This window comes from Mycolicibacter algericus DSM 45454 (assembly GCF_002086455.1).
GTDB lineage: Bacteria > Actinomycetota > Actinomycetes > Mycobacteriales > Mycobacteriaceae > Mycobacterium > Mycobacterium algericum.
In genome coordinates this window covers 107,361-123,119 of record NZ_MVHC01000010.1, presented here as the reverse complement: position 1 = coordinate 123,119, position 15,759 = coordinate 107,361, and the positions used below count along the sequence as shown (strand labels likewise).

Genomic DNA, 15,759 nt, shown 5'->3' with positions numbered 1-15,759 from the left:
CCCCACCTCAACTCAGCGACACGCAACCACCGTGATCAGCCACCCAACCACGCACTCTCATTTCTGAAGAGCCGGTTTCGACGTACTGCAAGACGGTGGGAACTCCCGACAGCAAGATTTCCGAGGCCCCGCACGGCTGACCACGGTGTGATACCCGGAATTCCGGCCCGGCGCACTGCGATTTGTGCCGGGCCGGAACGGTCGCCGGAATGACCCAGAACCGGGTGGGGTGTTAGAAGAAGTTGCTGAAAAGCAGGTTCAACGAGTCGAACACGGCCTGGAACGGATCGCTGTTGGCGACCCCGTGCTCGAGCAGCGCGCTGAGCCAGGCGTCGAAGGCGTTGATCTCGCTGTTGTCGATCTCGATGTAGGTCAGCATGCCGTCGACGGTGGTGGTCGCGTCGGCGATCTGGTCGGGGGTCAGGCCCAGGTACTCCACGTGGGGGCCGAAGATCCCCAGCAGCGCACCCCACAGGCCGTAGTTGTCATACGCGTCGGCGAAATTGGAGACCGGGTCGTCGGGCAGACCGTAGATGGTCGCCGAGTACAGGTCGTTGGGTGTCAGGTTGCCCAGCACCTCGGTCATGCCGAGCAGCTTGAGCAGGTAGTCCGAGAGATCCTTGCCCAGCGTCGCGTACATGGCGGCTTCCAGGTACTGCCAGACGCCGTCTGGGGCCGACGGGTCGCCGATGAACACGAAGTGCAGCGAATCGGCGGGTATGCCCGCTTCGGCGAGTCGGGACATGGCGATCGACGCTGCGGTGGCGCTCTGGGAGTAGGCGAAGATCGTCAGCGGGTTATCGGCATCGAAGGCGCCCGGGTTGGCGTCGAACTGGTTCTGGACGGCGAGCGTGATCAGCGACGCACCGGTGAGGCTGCTCGGGCCCTGCTGAAACAACTCAGGTGTGGTGAGTACCTGCAACGGGGCGCTGCACGGGTCGGTGCCGTCCATGTAGCAGACCGTCGAGTCGGTTGAGCCGCCGTTGAATCCCAGCGGGTTCAGATACAGGTTCTCGGCGGATCGCGCGTATTCCGGTGAGGGCGTCGGCTGGCCGGTGCCGCCGAGGATGAGCGCGGTCTGGCTGCCCGCCAGCGGGCCGTCGACGGCCAGCAGCGCCGCCTCGAGCAGCAGCGAACCGACGGGCTGACTGAGCACCGCGCCGGATGCAGCGACGATCATGCCGGCGGCGGCGAACTGGGCAACTGCTGCTTTGTAGCTGCCCCGTCGGCGGGCGGCCCGCGCTACCGGAACCGTCGCATGTCTGCTGTGCATCACATGTGATTATCACATTCTCGTCTTTGAGTCTATGGTTCTCGCAACCGTTGAGTTCCGCGCTTTCCGGCGTCGCGAGGGAGGATTCATGGATCGACAGACCTATGACCGGGGCCGCGAGATCCGCGCGGCCGTGCTCGGCGAAGCGTATGTGGCCCAGGCCGCCGCCGGTGACGACTTCGCCGCGCCGTTTCAGGATCTGGTCACCGAATACTGTTGGGGCGCAGTGTGGGGACGCGACGGCCTGTCGCGCAGGACTCGCAGCATGCTCAACCTCGCGATGATCGCCGTGCTCAACCGGCCCAACGAACTGCGCACCCACGTCAAGGGGGCCCTGACCAACGGCGTCACCCGCGAGGAGATCCGGGAGCTCTTCATGCAGGTGGCGATCTACGCCGGCGTCCCCGCCGCCGTCGACAGCTTCCGGATCGCCCGCGAGGCGTTCGCCGAGTACGGGGGCAGCCGATGATCGGCTTCATCGGCTTGGGCAACATGGGGTTGCCCATGGCAGGCCGGTTGGCGGCAGCCGGTCGCGAACTGGTGGTCTACGACACCCGCGGCGAAGTGATCAACCGCGCGTCGAAGTTCGGCGCACACGCTGCCTCCTCGCCGCAGCAGGTGGCCGACCGGGCGGAGATCGTGCTGGCCAGCCTGCCGTCGTTGCAGGCGTCTTCGGCGGTCGTCGAGGCGGTCGCCGAGGCGGTGGCCGGCGGCGCGAACACCAAGCTGTTCATCGACTTGTCAACCGTGGGAAGCGCTGTGGCGCAGCGTAATCACACCACGTTGCAGGCCCGCGGCGTCGCGGCACTGGATGCCCCGGTCAGCGGCGGCGTGGGCGGGGCGTCGCAGGGCAGCCTGGCCATCATGGTCTCCGGGCCGCGCGCCGCGTTCGACGCCGCCGAGGCGCTGTTGGACGAGCTCGGCCGCCCGGTGTTCGTCAGTGAGAAGCCCGGCGCCGCCCAGACGATGAAACTGGTCAACAATCTGATGGCGGCCACCACGCTGGCCGCCACCGCCGAGGTCATGGTGATGGGCGTCAAGGCCGGTCTCGACCCGCAGGTGATGATCGACGTGCTCGATGCCGGCTCGGGCGGAACCCATGCCAGCCGCGATAAGTTCCCGAAAGCGGTGTTGCCCAGGACGTTCGACTACGGCTTCGCGACCGGACTGATGGTCAAGGACGTCCGGCTGTACCTGGACGAGGCCGGTGCCCTGGGCCTGCCGAGCCAACTCGCCGACGCGGTGGCCGCGCTGTGGGAGTCGACGCTGCGTGACGAGGGCCCCGAATCCGACTTCACGTCGATCGTCAAGGTGCTGGAGAGTGCCGCCGGAGTGACGGTGGGCTACTCAGAAGAAGTCGTTGAACAGTAATTGCAGTGAGTCCCAGAGGCTTTCGAACAGACCGCTATTGGCGGCCCCGCCGCTGAACACCGCGTCGAGCCAGGCGGTGAGGCCGTTGATGTCGGTGTCGTCGATGTTGACGTAGGTCAGCGCGCCATCGACGGTCGTGGTGGCGTCGGCGACCTGCTCCGGTGTCAGCCCGAAGTACTCCACGTGCGGCCCTAATATGCTCAGCAGCGCGCCCCACAGGCCCTCGGAGGCGTAGACGTCCAGGAAGTTGGGGATCGGATCGTCGGGCAGGCTGTAAATGGTTGCCTCATACAGGTCATTCGGCGTCAAATTGCCCAGGACATCGGTCGTCCCGGCAAGATTCAGCAGATAGCTCGTCAGGCTCGGGCCGAGTATCGCGGCCATGGCTGCTTCCAGGTGCTGCCAGATGCCGTCCGGGGTGGAGGGGTTGCCGATGAACACGAAGTGCAGCGAATCGAGCGGGATGCCCGCTTCGGCGAGTCGGGTCATGGCGATCGACTCGGCGGTGGCGCTTTGGGAGTAGCCGAAGATCGTCAGCGGGTGTTCGGCATCGAATGCGCCGGGGTTGGCGTCGAATTGGTTCTGCACGGCGAGCACGATCGCCGACGCGGCTGTGAGGCTGCTCGGTCCCTGCTGGATCAGTTGCGGTGTCGTGAGCACCTGCAGTGGGGCGCTGCACGGGTCGGTGCCGTCCATGTAGCAGACCGTCGAGTCGGTTGAGCCGTCGTTGAACCCCAGCGGATTCAGGTACAGGTTCTCGACGGTCCGCGCGTATTCCGGTGAGGGCGTCGGTTGAGTGGTTCCCCCGAGGATGAGCGCCGTTAGGCTGCCCGCCAGCGGGCCTTCGGCGGCCAGCAGCGTCGCCGCGGCGTGGACCGGCGAACCGATCCCCACCCCGGCCGTGGCCGCCATCATGGCGACTACGCTGGCCTGCGCAACCGTACTTTTGATCCCGCCCCGTTTTTTCACCGCTTTTGCGTATCACACGCTGATATTGCGTTCGGGGGTTTTGCGATCGCTGACGGCCGCAAAGGTTCAGAGCGTGTCGGGGCACAGATTGTGCTGCGCGGCGTTGATCAGCATGCGGCCCTTCTCGACGTCATTCGGGCTCACCTGGGCCAGCGTCTGTTCGGGCTTCTCGCCCAGATGCAGCCGGTTACATGCCATCCACCCGTTCGCCACGACCACACCGTCGGGCAGCTGGGCGTCGCCGACCGTCAAACCGGGGAAGCCGTCGGCCCGCAGTTCATTGAGGAATCCTTCCTCGTCGGCGTTGGCCACCGGCGCGCCGAGGAGGCCGAGGGCGCACGCCGCCGCGAGGGTCCCGAACAGAAGCTGATTACGCATGTGATTCCCCTCGCCGTCGACGGCCTGCGCCGTGGCGAAGCGTAACGGTGTTGCGGTCGGCGAAACCGGATAACGGCGCGATTTCAGCCCAGTGGGGTCACCGTCCCGCCGGGCTGCAGACCGCCGGGACGGTACGGCCCGGTCCGCAGCGAGGGGCACGGGGCGAACGCACCGACCACCTGGCCGGTGTCGGGGCAGTAGTAGACCGTACTCAGATCTCCACAGAGTCGCGGGTCAAAGCACAGGTCCGGCTTCGGCTCGGCCGTGGCGACCGGGCTGATGCCCAAGCCCAGAGCTGTCAGTCCGGCGAGGATGGACCCGATCACGGGTGCGGGTTGCATATCCGCAACTCAACACCAAAGGTCCGACAATCACCCCGAGTTGCGAACAGCCCCCGAACCAGGCGGGGGCTGCTCGAAAACCTCCCGGCCCGGCGCTGCAGGCCGGCCGGGGGGCTTCAGGACTCAGCCGCTGGGCCGCAGGCAGCGCAGCGCGGCGTGCCGCTCGGATTCCGACATCCCGCCCCAGATCCCGTAGGGCTCGCCCACGGCAAGTGCGTGCGCCCGGCACTGCTCCAGCACCGGGCAGCTGCGGCACCACCGTTTGGCGTTCTGCTCCCGCTGAGCCCGGGCGCGGCCGCGCTCCCCGTCGGGCGGGAAGAACACCGACGAGTCAACGCCCCGGCACGCTCCTCGGAGTTGCCAATCCCATACGTCCGCATTGCGGCCGGGCAGCTGCTCAACCTGTGGCATGGGAACCCCTCTCAAAACCTGGTCGACCGGATCGGTTGCGGCCGTTGAGGTGTCTGGTGGTGCGCGTAAAACAGCGCCGGCGATATCCGGCGCTGACGGGACCGTAACCAAAGCGTCTGAAGTTAGACCTACGGAACCGTTAAGAAAGGCTGGCCTAAGGCGATGGACATTCCCTGAGGGCGGATGTTCTTCCGGGGCGGACGACGCGACGCTGATCCGGCCGCGTAACGTCGCGCAGCGATGATCGAGGACCCAGACGCGGTGCTGGCCGCCGCCGCGTTCGGCGATGCGCCCGGGCGCTGGCCGTTGCCGGCCGCGATCACCCCCCGGCAGCGGTGGTTGCGTGCGGTCGCCGCCGGCGGTCAGGGGCGTTACGCCAGCGCCGGCACCGATCTGGCGGCGCTGCTGCGCGAGGCGCCGGCCGGACCGCTGGCATCGCTGGCGCACAGCACGCAGGCATCGTTCCTGCGCCAACTCGGTGGGCACCAGCAGGCCCGCGGCCGCGACGGCCGAGCGCTGGCGCTGGCCTTCAATGACGGCGGAGTCGACCCGGAGGCCACCGCGGATGCGCTGGTCGGGCTGGCCGCCGACGCCCTGGGCGTCGGGCGCTTCGCGGCCTCGGCGGCACTGCTGGAACGGGCGGTAGGGCTGCCGCAACCGAAGGCGCCGGCGCGCCTGGCGGTGCGCCGGAACTGGGTGACGGCCGAATTGGCCATGGTCACCGGCGACGGCGCCACCGCGGTGCGGCACGCCGAGCACGCCCTGGAGCTGACTCCCGAGACGATGGCGCGCCATCGGGTGAAAAGCCGGGTGGTGCTGGCCGGGGCGCTGTGTTGCGCCGGCAGCGTCGACAAAGCGTGCGCCGTGGCCACCACGGCGCTACAAGACGCCGACCGGCTGGGTCTGGTCCCGCTGCGATGGGCACTGGCCTGCATGTTGATCGACCTGGTCGATGTAGCCGGCGCGCGGTGGACGGTCGAGGAATTGCTGAAGCTGCGTGACGACGCCGCCGAGCTGGTGCGTCGCCGCGGCGGTAGGTGGCAGCGCGGCTGATCCGGCGGCTCAGCGGTAGCCGTCGGCCTCCGAAGTCGCGCCGTTGAGCGACGCATCGGCATAGCCGCGGCAGTAATCCCAGGTCACGTAGCTGTCGGGTTCGGGGTCGTAAGCCGGTTCGTGCGGGCGGACGGTGCCGTCGATGAGCAGCTGCAGCAGGTTGGCGCGCAGCATGTCCCAGTCGTGATAGTGGTCCTGCTGACAGTCGTCGCAGCACACCACCAGGCCGCGGATGCCCCGGTGCGCCAACAGTGCTTCGTAGACCGCCAGATCGGCGAGGTCGGCTTCGACCGCGGTCCGCTCCTGCGGATCCAGCGGTTGCCCCGGTTCGACGGCGTCCAGCGCGGCAGACGGGTCGTAGGGATCGTCGGCGAACGGGTCAGGCGGTAAACCGGGTGGCAGGTGGTCACGCACGCCCATCAGGGTACGCAGAGGTCACGACAGAATGCCAGCGGCCGGTGCCCGGAGCCGTTCAGCGGCCCGCATGACCGGCAAGGGTGGTGGGGAACGAACGCCGTCGCGCGCCGCGATTAGGATGGACGTCTCACCCCGGCTGCGTAGTGGAGGCTCCCGATGTCCGTTGGTGACCCCAGTGCCCCGACGATTCCCTATGCCCCCGGTGCACCCGGTGCCGCCGGCACGTTCGACGATGCGATACCCACCGGCGGCGCCGCCGATGGGCATCCGCCCAAGATCGCCATGCTGGGGCTGACCTTCGACGATGTGCTGCTGCTTCCGGCGGCCTCTGACGTGGTGCCGGCCACCGCCGACACCTCCAGTCGGCTGACCCGCAACATCGCGCTCAAGGTGCCGCTGGTCAGCTCCGCCATGGACACCGTCACCGAGGCCCGGATGGCGATCGCGATGGCCCGCGCCGGTGGCATGGGCGTGCTGCACCGCAACCTGCCGGTCACCGAGCAGGCCGGCCAGGTCGAGACCGTGAAGCGCTCGGAGGCCGGGATGGTCACCGACCCGGTCACCTGCACACCGGAGAACACCCTGGCCGAGGTGGACGCGCTGTGCGCGCGGTTCCGGATCTCCGGGCTGCCGGTAGTGGACTCCCTGGGCCAACTTGTTGGAATCATCACCAACCGGGACATGCGCTTCGAGGTCGACCAGAACAAGCCGGTCGCCGAGGTGATGACCAAGACGCCGCTGATCACCGCGCAGGAGGGCGTCTCCGCCGACGCCGCGCTGGGCTTGCTGCGCCGCCACAAGATCGAGAAGCTGCCGATCGTCGACGGCCACGGCAAGCTGACCGGGCTGATCACCGTCAAGGACTTCGTCAAGACCGAGCAGCACCCGCTGGCCACCAAGGACAGCGACGGCCGGCTGCTCGTCGGGGCCGCAGTCGGCGTCGGCGCCGACGCGTGGGTGCGGGCGATGACGCTGGCCGACGCCGGGGTGGACGTGCTGATCGTCGACACCGCGCACGCCCACAATCGGGGTGTGCTGGACATGGTCGGCAAGCTCAAGGCCGAGGTGGGGGAGCGCGTCGATGTGGTCGGCGGCAACGTGGCCACCCGCAGCGGGGCGGCCGCGCTGGTCGAGGCCGGTGCCGACGCGGTCAAGGTCGGGGTGGGGCCCGGCTCCATCTGCACCACCCGGGTCGTCGCCGGGGTGGGCGCCCCGCAGATCACCGCCATCATGGAGGCCGTGGCGGTCTGTGCGCCGGCGGGGGTGCCGGTGATCGCCGACGGCGGGCTGCAGTACTCCGGTGACATCGCCAAGGCGCTGGCCGCCGGGGCGTCGACGGCCATGCTCGGCTCGCTGCTGGCCGGCACCGCCGAGTCGCCGGGTGAACTGATCTTCGTCAACGGCAAGCAGTTCAAGAGCTACCGCGGCATGGGATCGCTGGGCGCCATGCAAGGCCGCGGTGGCGCCAAGTCCTACTCCAAGGACCGTTACTTCCAAGACGACGCGCTCTCCGAGGACAAGCTGGTGCCCGAGGGCATCGAGGGCCGGGTGCCGTTCCGCGGCCCGCTGACCACCGTCATTCATCAGCTGACCGGCGGGCTGCGGGCGGCGATGGGCTACACCGGTTCGGCCACCATCGAGGCGCTGCAGCAGGCACAGTTCGTACGGATCACCGCCGCGGGTCTGAAGGAAAGCCACCCGCACGACATCACCATGACCGTCGAAGCGCCGAACTACTACGTCCGCTGAGCAGGCGTTCGTCCCGGCGCATCCGCGCAGCGAAACAGAAACGAGGCTGACCCGTCATGCGTGACATGGTTGAGATCGGCATGGGCCGCACCGCCCGGCGCACCTATGAGCTCGACGACATCAACATCGTGCCGTCTCGGCGCACCCGCTCCTCCAAGGACGTCTCCACGGCCTGGCAGCTGGACGCCTACCGGTTCGAGATCCCGGTGTTGGCACACCCCACCGACTCGCTGGTCTCCCCGGAGTTCGCGATCGAACTCGGCCGGCTCGGTGGGCTCGGGGTGCTCAACGGCGAAGGGCTGATCGGCCGGCACGCCGACGTCGCGGACAAGATCGCCCAGGTCGTGGCCGCTGCGGACAAGGAACCGGAGCCGGAGGCGTCGATCCGGCTGCTGCAGCAGCTGCACGCCGCGCCGTTGGACCCCGATTTGCTGGGCGCCGCGGTGGCGCGCATCCGCGAGGCCGGTGTGACCACCGCGGTGCGAGTCAGCCCGCAGAACGCCGCAGCACTCACGCCGGCCCTGGTGACGGCCGGCATCGACCTGCTGGTCATCCAGGGCACCATCATCTCCGCCGAACGCGTCGCCAACGATGGCGAACCGCTGAACCTCAAGACGTTCATCTCCGAGCTCGACATCCCGGTGGTGGCCGGCGGGGTGATCGACCACCGCACCGCGCTGCACCTGATGCGCACCGGGGCGGCCGGGGTGATCGTCGGCTACGGCTCCACCGCCGGGGTGACCACCTCCGATGAGGTGCTGGGCATCTCGGTGCCGATGGCCACCGCGATCGCCGACGCCGCCGCGGCCCGCCGCGAATACCTGGACGAGACCGGCGGGCGTTACGTGCATGTGCTGGCCGACGGCGACATCCACACCTCCGGGGACCTGGCCAAGGCGATCGCCTGCGGCGCCGACGCGGTGGTGCTGGGCACGCCGCTGGCCGCCGCCGCCGAGGCGCAGGGTGAGGGCTGGTACTGGCCGTCGGCGGCGGCGCACCCGTCGCTGCCGCGTGGCGCGCTGATGCAGGTCGCCTACGGTGAGCGCCCGGGCCTGGCACAGGTGCTCGACGGGCCCTCGGACGATCCGTTCGGCTCATTGAACCTGGTCGGCGGGCTGCGCCGGTCGATGGCCAAGGCGGGCTACTGCGACCTCAAGGAATTCCAGAAGGTCGGGCTGACCGTCGGGAGCTGACCCGGGGGAGGTTACCCCCCGGTAGGCTCATGGCGTGTCGACACAGCCGGATTATGACGTCCTCATCATCGGCTCGGGGTTCGGTGGCAGCGTCAGCGCGCTGCGACTGACCGAGAAGGGCTACCGCGTCGGTGTTTTGGAGGCGGGCCGCCGCTACGCCGACCCGGACTTCGCCAAGAACTCCTGGCACCTGCGGGATTTCCTGTGGGCGCCGAAACTGGGGTGCTACGGCATCCAGCGGATCCACCTGCTCAACAACGTCATGGTGCTGGCCGGCGCGGGGGTGGGCGGCGGATCGCTGAACTACGCCAACACCCTCTACGTCCCGCCGGAGCCGTTCTTCGCCGACAAGCAGTGGGCGCACATCACCGATTGGCGCGCCGAGCTGATGCCGCACTACGACCAGGCCCAGCGGATGCTCGGGGTGGTCAAGAACCCGACGTTCACCGACGCCGACCGCATCGTCAAGCAGGTTGCCGACGACATGGGAGTCGGTGACACGTTCGTGGCCACTCCGGTCGGGGTGTTCTTCGGTGAGGACGGCGAGAAGACCCCGGGCAAGACGGTGCCCGACCCGTACTTCGGCGGCGCCGGGCCGCAGCGCACCGGTTGCCTGGAGTGCGGCGAGTGCATGACGGGCTGCCGGTGGGGCGCCAAGAACACCCTGGTGAAGAACTACCTGTACCTGGCGGAATCGGCTGGCGCGCAAGTGCATCCGATGACGACCGTGACCGCCTTCGAGCAGGGCGGCGACGGGCTGTGGCAGGTGCGGACGGTGCGCACCGGCCTGCGTGTGCGCCGGCAACGCAAGATCTTCACCGCCCGGTATCTGATCCTGGCCGCGGGCACCTACAACACCCAGAAGCTGCTGTTCAAGATGCGGGACCGGGGGAAGCTGCCCCGACTGTCCGACAAGCTGGGCGTGCTGACCCGCACCAACTCCGAATCGATCGTCGGCGCGGCGACCCTCGACGTCAACCCGGACCTGGACCTGACCCACGGTGTGGCGATCACCTCCTCGATCCATCCCACCGCCGACACCCACGTCGAACCGGTCCGCTACGGCAAGGGCTCCAACGCGATGGGTCTGCTGCAGACCCTGATGACCGACGGCGCCGGCCCGCAAGGCACCGATGTTCCGCGCTGGCGCCAGCTGCTGGATCAGGCCCGCGAAGACCCCGCGCACATCCTGCGGCTGCTCAACCCCAAGCAGTGGAGCGAGCGCACCGTGATCGCGCTGGTCATGCAGCACCTGGACAACTCGATCACCACGTTCACCAAACGCGGCAGGCTGGGCATCCGCCGCTACACCAGCAAGCAGGGCCACGGTGAACCGAACCCGAGCTGGATCCCGGTCGGTAACGAGGTCACCCGCCGCATCGCCGCCAAGATCGACGGCGTGGCCGGCGGCACCTGGGGGGAACTGTTCAACATCCCGCTCACCGCGCACTTCCTGGGCGGCGCGGCGATCGGAGACAGCCCCGAGCACGGCGTCATCGACCCCTACCAGCGGGTGTACGGCTACCCGACGCTGGCGGTGGCCGACGGTGCGGCGGTCTCGGCCAACCTCGGCGTCAACCCGTCGCTGTCGATCACCGCGCAGGCCGAGCGGGCCGCGTCGCTGTGGCCGAACAAGGGTGAAGCCGACCAGCGGCCGGCCCAGGGCGAGCCCTACCGGCGGCTGGAGCCGATCGCGCCGAAGAACCCGGCGGTGCCCGATCAGGCCGTCGGCGCGCTGCGGTGGTCGGCGGGGACGCGCTGAGACCTCAGCTGTACACCTACCGCGCGAACTGGCGCCGGTGGGCGGGCGCGCGGCCGGGCGGCTGAATCGGTGGCGGCAGCAGCGGCTCGCGCGGGCATGCCGGCACCGTGGTGGGCGCCTGGGTGCTCAGTTCGAGTTCCTTGCCGGCATGGTGGATCGTCAGCCGGCCGTCCGGGCCGTCACGCAGGGTGTAGCTGACCTCGTCGTCGGTGGCGCTGACCGTCACGCGGAACCCCTTCCAGCGCAACCGGAATCGCAGGCGTGAGATCCCCTCCGGCAAAGCCGGGTTCAGTGACAGCACGCCCTGGTCGTCGCGCAGCCCGCCGAAGCCGGCCACCAGCGCCAGCCAGGTCCCCGCCAGTGCCGCCAGGTGCAGTCCCTCGCGGGTGTTGTCGTGCAGATCGCGCAGGTCGACGAACGCCGTCTCGTAGGTGTAGTCGTGGGCCAGCTCCAGGTGCCCCACCTCGGCGCACATCACCGCCTGGGTGCACGCCGACAGTGACGAGTCCCGCACCGTGCGCCGCTCGTAGTAGTCGACGTTGCGGGCCTTCTGCTCGGGGGTGAACGCGTGGCTTCGCCAGTGCATGGCCAGCAGCACGTCGGCCTGCTTGACCACCTGGGCCGGGTACAGCCGCACGTAGGGCTCGTTGAGCAACAGCGGGTAGGTGGTCCGGTTGTCGAAGTCCCACTCCGCGGCGGAGGTGAAGCCTTCGCACTGCGGGTGAACGCCGAGTTCCTCGTCGTAGGGGATGTGCGTCGCGTCGGCGGCATCCCGCCAGCCGGCCATCTCCTCGTTGGTGACCCCCAACTCGTGGGCGGCATCGGGGTGGCGGGCACACGCGTCGGCGGCGGTGCGCAGGTTGTGGGCGGCCATTAGGTTGGTGAACAGGTTGTCGCGGACGATCGCGGTGTACTCGTCGGGGCCGGTCACCCCCGACAGGTGCCACACCCCGTGCCGGTCGTGGTGACCCAGCGACCGCCACAACCGGGCGGTCTCGACCAGCACCTCCAGCCCGCACTCGGCCTCCAGCGAGCCGTCCCCGGTGACGAGCCGGTACTGCTCGAACGCCGCGGCGATGTCGGCGTTGATGTGCCAGGCGGCGGTGCCGGCCGGCCAGTACCCCGAGCATTCCTGGCCGCGGATCGTCCGCCACGGGAACGCCGCCCCGGCCAGCCCGAGTTCGGTGGCCCGGTCGCGGGCCAGGTCGAGCGTCGAGGACCGCCAGCGCAGCGCGTCGGCCGCCGCGTGCGGCGCGGTGTAGGTCAGCACGGGGATGATGAAACTCTCACTGTCCCAGAATGTGTGGCCGTCGTAGCCGGTGCCGGTCAGTCCCTTGCTGGGGATCGCCCGGCGTTCGGCGCGGGCACTGGCCTGCAGGATGTGGAACAGCGCGAAACGGACCGCCTGCTGGCAGTCGGGATCGCCGTCGACCTCGACGTCGGCGCCGTCCCAGAAGTCGTCGAGGTAGGCCCGCTGGGAATCCAGCAGCCCCTGCCAGCCGCTGTAGCGGGCGCCGGTCAGCGCCGCGATCGCCTGGTCGCGCAGCGCGGGCCGGGACCGCTCACTGGACCAGCCGTAGGCCAGGTACTTGATGATCCGCAGTTTCTGTCCCGGGCGCAGCCCGCACACCACGGTGGTCGCGGCCACGTCGGAAATCGCCATGGTGTTGACCTGGACCCGGCCCGGTACCTCGATCTCGTGGTGCATGGCCGCGGCCATCATCAGGTCACTGGCCCGGGTGCGGTGCACCAGCACCGCGCCGCGGTCGGTGTTCTCCCGCTCCACGGCCTCCAGCGGGTTCTCCAGAATCGCCGCGACCCGCGGGTCACCGGAGGTCGGCGGTTGGTCCTCGTTGGCGACCAGCTCGGATTGCACTGTCACACGCGCGAATTCGTCGACCGCCTCGACGACGTATTCGATGGCCGCGACGCTGCGCTGCGACAGCGACACCAGTCGGGTCGAGTGCACCTTGACCTGTTTGCCGGCCGGGGAGCGCCAGTGCACCCGGCGGGTCAGGGTGCCCGCCCGCATGTCCAGGATGCGCTCGTGGTCGACCAGTTCGCCGTAGCGGACGTCGAACGGCTCGTCGTCGACCATCAGCCGCAGGATCTTGCCGTTGGTCACGCTGACGACGGTCTGCCCGGCCTGCGGATAGCCGAACCCGGCTTCGGCGTAGGGCAGCGGCCGCACCTCGTAGAACGAGTTCAGGTAGGTGCCGGGCAGGCCGTACGGCTCGCCCTCGTCGAGGTTGCCGCGCAAGCCGATATGCCCATTGGACAGCGTGAACAGCGCTTCGGTCTGCCCGAGCAGATCCAGGTTGAGCCCGATTTCGCGGATCTGCCACGGTTCGATCGGAAAATAGTCCTCAGGAATCATTCGGCCTGCTCTCCCAACAGTTCCTCCAGATCGGTGACAACGACGTCGGCGCCGTGGCGCAGCAGGTCCTCGGCCTGACCTACCCGATCCACGCCTACCACGAAACCGAACCCGCCGGCTCGGCCGGCCGCCACCCCCGACAGTGCGTCCTCGAACACCGCGGCCGCGCCGGGAGCGACATCGAGCAGCTGCGCCGCGGCCAGGAACGAGTCCGGGGCCGGCTTGCCGGCGATGTGTTCGGTGCGCAATGTCACCCCGTCGACGCGCAGCGCGATGAACTTCTCCAGGCCGGTGATCGCCAGCACTTCGCCGGCGTTGGCGCTGGCCGACACCACCGCGGTGGCCAGCCCTGCCGCGGTGACCGCCGCCAGGTAACGCCGCGACCCTTCGAACACGTCCACCCCGTCGGCCTGCAGCGCCGTGAGGAACGCCGCGTTCTTGCGGTTGCCCAGGCCGTGCACGGTTTCGGCGTCGGGCGGGTCGTCGTCGCCGCCGTCGGGCAGCACGATGTCGCGGCTGGCCAAAAAGGTGCGCACCCCGTCGTCGCGTTTGCGGCCGTCGACGAATCGCCGGTAGTCGTCGATCGGGTCGAACGGCACGAACGGCGCGCCGGTGCGTTCGGCGCGCTGGGCCAGGTAGGCGTCGAACATGGCCTTCCATGCCTTGGTGTGCACGCTGGCGGTGTCGGTGAGCACACCGTCGAGGTCGAACAGGCAGGCGCGCACCGTTTCGGGCAGGCCCAGCACCATGAACTGCTCCCTTCCGGATCGGGCTGTGTCCACTTCACCATGCCTACCGTCGGATCGGTTGAGTTTGCCGCCACTAAGCTCTCTGTGGTGTCGTCTCCATCGCCTCGCCCCGTGTTGGTCATCGACTTCGGCGCGCAGTATGCCCAACTGATCGCGCGCCGGGTCCGGGAGGCGCGGGTGTTCTCCGAAGTCGTCCCGCACACCGCGACCGTCGAGGAGATCGCCGCGCGTGAACCGCGGGCGATCGTGCTGTCCGGCGGGCCGGCCAGTGTCTACGCCGACGGCGCCCCCCGGCTCGATCCGGCGCTGTTCGACCTCGGCATCCCGGTGTTCGGCATCTGCTACGGCTTCCAGGCGATGGCGGCCGCCCTCGGCGGCACCGTCGAGCGCACCGGAACCAGTGAGTACGGCCGCACCGAGCTGAAAGTGTCCGGCGGCGAACTCCATTCGGGCTTCCCGGCTTCCCAGCCGGTGTGGATGAGCCATGGCGATGCGGTGACCGGGGCACCGGACGGGTTCGCGGTGGTGGCCAGCACCGCGGGCGCTCCGGTGGCCGCGTTCGAGAACCGGACCCGTCGGCTGGCCGGGGTGCAGTACCACCCGGAGGTGATCCACACCCCGTACGGGCAGCGGGTGCTCAGCCGGTTTCTGCACGAGTTCGCCGGGATCGACGCGTCCTGGACGCCGGCCAACATCGCCGACGCCCTGATCGCGCAGGTGGGTGAGCAGATCGGTGACGGGCACGCCATCTGCGGGTTGTCCGGTGGGGTGGATTCCGCGGTCGCCGCGGCGCTGGTGCAGCGCGCCATCGGGGACCGGCTGACGTGTGTGTTCGTCGACCACGGGTTGTTGCGCGCCGGGGAGCGCGAGCAGGTGCAGGAGGACTTCGTCGCCGCCACCGGGGCGAAGCTGATCACGGTCGACGCCGCCGAGACGTTCCTGGACGCGCTGTCGGGGGTGTCCGACCCGGAGGGCAAGCGAAAGATCATCGGGCGGCAGTTCATTCGTGCCTTCGAGGGTGCGGTGCGAGACACCCTGGTAGACCACGCCGCTGAAGGGGACGTCGAGTTCCTGGTGCAGGGCACGCTGTATCCGGACGTGGTGGAATCCGGCGGGGGCGCCGGCACCGCGAACATCAAGAGCCACCACAACGTCGGCGGGCTGCCGGATGACCTGAAGTTCGCCCTCGTCGAGCCGTTGCGGCTGCTGTTCAAAGATGAGGTGCGCGCGGTCGGACGGGAGTTGGGGCTGCCGGAGGAGATCGTGGCGCGCCAACCGTTCCCCGGGCCGGGGCTGGGCATCCGGATCGTCGGCGAGGTCACCGGCCAGCGGCTGGCGACGCTGCGTCAGGCCGATGCGATCGCCCGCGAGGAGTTGACTACCGCCGGTCTGGACCATCAGATCTGGCAGTGCCCGGTGGTGCTGCTGGCCGACATCCGCTCGGTCGGGGTGCAGGGCGACGGCCGCACCTACGGGCATCCGATCGTGCTGCGGCCGGTCTCCAGCGAGGACGCCATGACCGCCGACTGGACCCGGGTGCCCTACGAGGTGCTCGAGCGCATCTCCACCCGGATCACCAACGAGGTGCCCGAGGTCAACCGCGTCGTGCTGGACATCACCAGCAAACCGCCCGGCACCATCGAGTGGGAGTAGACACACACCCGTCACTTTCCACGCTGTGGACACATCCGCCTCAGCTGCCACAGCAGCAAGCCA

At 69.0% G+C, this 15,759-nt stretch carries 15 protein-coding genes; 7 read left to right on the top strand and 8 right to left on the bottom strand.

Annotated features, from left to right (window positions below):
- Positions 1 to 232: 232 nt before the first annotated feature.
- Positions 233 to 1,273 carry a PE-PPE domain-containing protein gene (locus tag BST10_RS12275; RefSeq protein ID WP_232062392.1) on the bottom strand — a complete coding sequence of 347 codons (1,041 nt, stop codon included), beginning with the start codon at positions 1,271 to 1,273 and terminating at the stop codon, positions 233 to 235.
- 88 nt (positions 1,274 to 1,361) lie between these two features.
- On the opposite strand from BST10_RS12275, the gene BST10_RS12270 reads away from it, so the two are divergent.
- Together BST10_RS12270 and BST10_RS12265 are read left to right on the top strand one after the other, a co-directional pair.
- Positions 1,362 to 1,742, top strand: coding sequence for a carboxymuconolactone decarboxylase family protein (locus BST10_RS12270; protein ID WP_013830161.1), 381 nt, complete (start codon positions 1,362 to 1,364; stop codon positions 1,740 to 1,742).
- Positions 1,739 to 2,644, top strand: coding sequence for an NAD(P)-dependent oxidoreductase (locus tag BST10_RS12265; protein ID WP_083037973.1), 906 nt, complete (start codon positions 1,739 to 1,741; stop codon positions 2,642 to 2,644). The genes BST10_RS12270 and BST10_RS12265 overlap by 4 nt, the downstream gene beginning before the upstream one ends.
- Here BST10_RS12265 and BST10_RS12260 read toward each other — a convergent pair.
- From BST10_RS12260 to BST10_RS12245, 4 genes are all read right to left on the bottom strand, one after another.
- Positions 2,621 to 3,559 (bottom strand): PE-PPE domain-containing protein, encoded by a 939-nt coding sequence (locus BST10_RS12260; RefSeq protein ID WP_083037971.1) that lies wholly within the window; start codon positions 3,557 to 3,559, stop codon positions 2,621 to 2,623. The genes BST10_RS12265 and BST10_RS12260 overlap by 24 nt on opposite strands.
- Before the next feature lie 120 nt (positions 3,560 to 3,679).
- On the bottom strand, positions 3,680 to 3,991 hold the full coding sequence (locus BST10_RS12255; protein ID WP_013830158.1) for a DUF732 domain-containing protein: 312 nt from the start codon (positions 3,989 to 3,991) through the stop codon (positions 3,680 to 3,682).
- Positions 3,992 to 4,074: 83 nt separating this feature from the next.
- Positions 4,075 to 4,332, bottom strand: a complete 258-nt coding sequence (locus BST10_RS12250; protein ID WP_232062394.1) for a hypothetical protein — start codon at positions 4,330 to 4,332, stop codon at positions 4,075 to 4,077.
- A 123-nt stretch (positions 4,333 to 4,455) separates the two neighbouring features.
- Positions 4,456 to 4,743: a WhiB family transcriptional regulator gene (locus BST10_RS12245; protein ID WP_041318590.1), complete on the bottom strand. Its 288-nt coding sequence runs from the start codon at positions 4,741 to 4,743 to the stop codon at positions 4,456 to 4,458.
- A gap of 240 nt (positions 4,744 to 4,983) precedes the next feature.
- On the opposite strand from BST10_RS12245, the gene BST10_RS12240 reads away from it, so the two are divergent.
- Complete coding sequence (locus BST10_RS12240; RefSeq protein ID WP_083037969.1) at positions 4,984 to 5,796, top strand: tetratricopeptide repeat protein; 813 nt, start codon at positions 4,984 to 4,986, stop codon at positions 5,794 to 5,796.
- 9 nt (positions 5,797 to 5,805) lie between these two features.
- Here the strand turns inward: BST10_RS12240 and BST10_RS12235 are convergent, their stop codons facing one another.
- Positions 5,806 to 6,210 carry a DUF5319 domain-containing protein gene (locus BST10_RS12235; protein ID WP_041320144.1) on the bottom strand — a complete coding sequence of 135 codons (405 nt, stop codon included), beginning with the start codon at positions 6,208 to 6,210 and terminating at the stop codon, positions 5,806 to 5,808.
- A gap of 285 nt (positions 6,211 to 6,495) precedes the next feature.
- Here BST10_RS12235 and guaB point away from each other — a divergent pair, with 285 nt between their 5' ends.
- The 3 genes from guaB (at position 6,496) to BST10_RS12220 (ending at position 10,917) form a co-directional block, all read left to right on the top strand.
- Positions 6,496 to 7,962, top strand: coding sequence for an IMP dehydrogenase (guaB, locus tag BST10_RS12230; RefSeq protein ID WP_013830152.1), 1,467 nt, complete (start codon positions 6,496 to 6,498; stop codon positions 7,960 to 7,962).
- 65 nt (positions 7,963 to 8,027) lie between these two features.
- A complete protein-coding gene (locus tag BST10_RS12225; RefSeq protein ID WP_193374478.1) occupies positions 8,028 to 9,155 on the top strand; it encodes a GuaB3 family IMP dehydrogenase-related protein in 1,128 nt (375 codons plus the stop codon).
- Positions 9,156 to 9,189: 34 nt separating this feature from the next.
- Positions 9,190 to 10,917: a GMC oxidoreductase gene (locus BST10_RS12220; RefSeq protein WP_083037967.1), complete on the top strand. Its 1,728-nt coding sequence runs from the start codon at positions 9,190 to 9,192 to the stop codon at positions 10,915 to 10,917.
- 16 nt (positions 10,918 to 10,933) lie between these two features.
- Here the strand turns inward: BST10_RS12220 and BST10_RS12215 are convergent, their stop codons facing one another.
- Together BST10_RS12215 and BST10_RS12210 are read right to left on the bottom strand one after the other, a co-directional pair.
- Positions 10,934 to 13,294 carry a glycoside hydrolase family 65 protein gene (locus BST10_RS12215; protein ID WP_013830149.1) on the bottom strand — a complete coding sequence of 787 codons (2,361 nt, stop codon included), beginning with the start codon at positions 13,292 to 13,294 and terminating at the stop codon, positions 10,934 to 10,936.
- Positions 13,291 to 14,040, bottom strand: a complete 750-nt coding sequence (locus BST10_RS12210; RefSeq protein WP_041320142.1) for a beta-phosphoglucomutase family hydrolase — start codon at positions 14,038 to 14,040, stop codon at positions 13,291 to 13,293. The genes BST10_RS12215 and BST10_RS12210 overlap by 4 nt, the downstream gene beginning before the upstream one ends.
- A gap of 42 nt (positions 14,041 to 14,082) precedes the next feature.
- On the opposite strand from BST10_RS12210, the gene guaA reads away from it, so the two are divergent.
- Positions 14,083 to 15,696: a glutamine-hydrolyzing GMP synthase gene (gene guaA / locus BST10_RS12205; RefSeq protein WP_193374394.1), complete on the top strand. Its 1,614-nt coding sequence runs from the start codon at positions 14,083 to 14,085 to the stop codon at positions 15,694 to 15,696.
- Positions 15,697 to 15,759 lie beyond the last annotated feature (63 nt).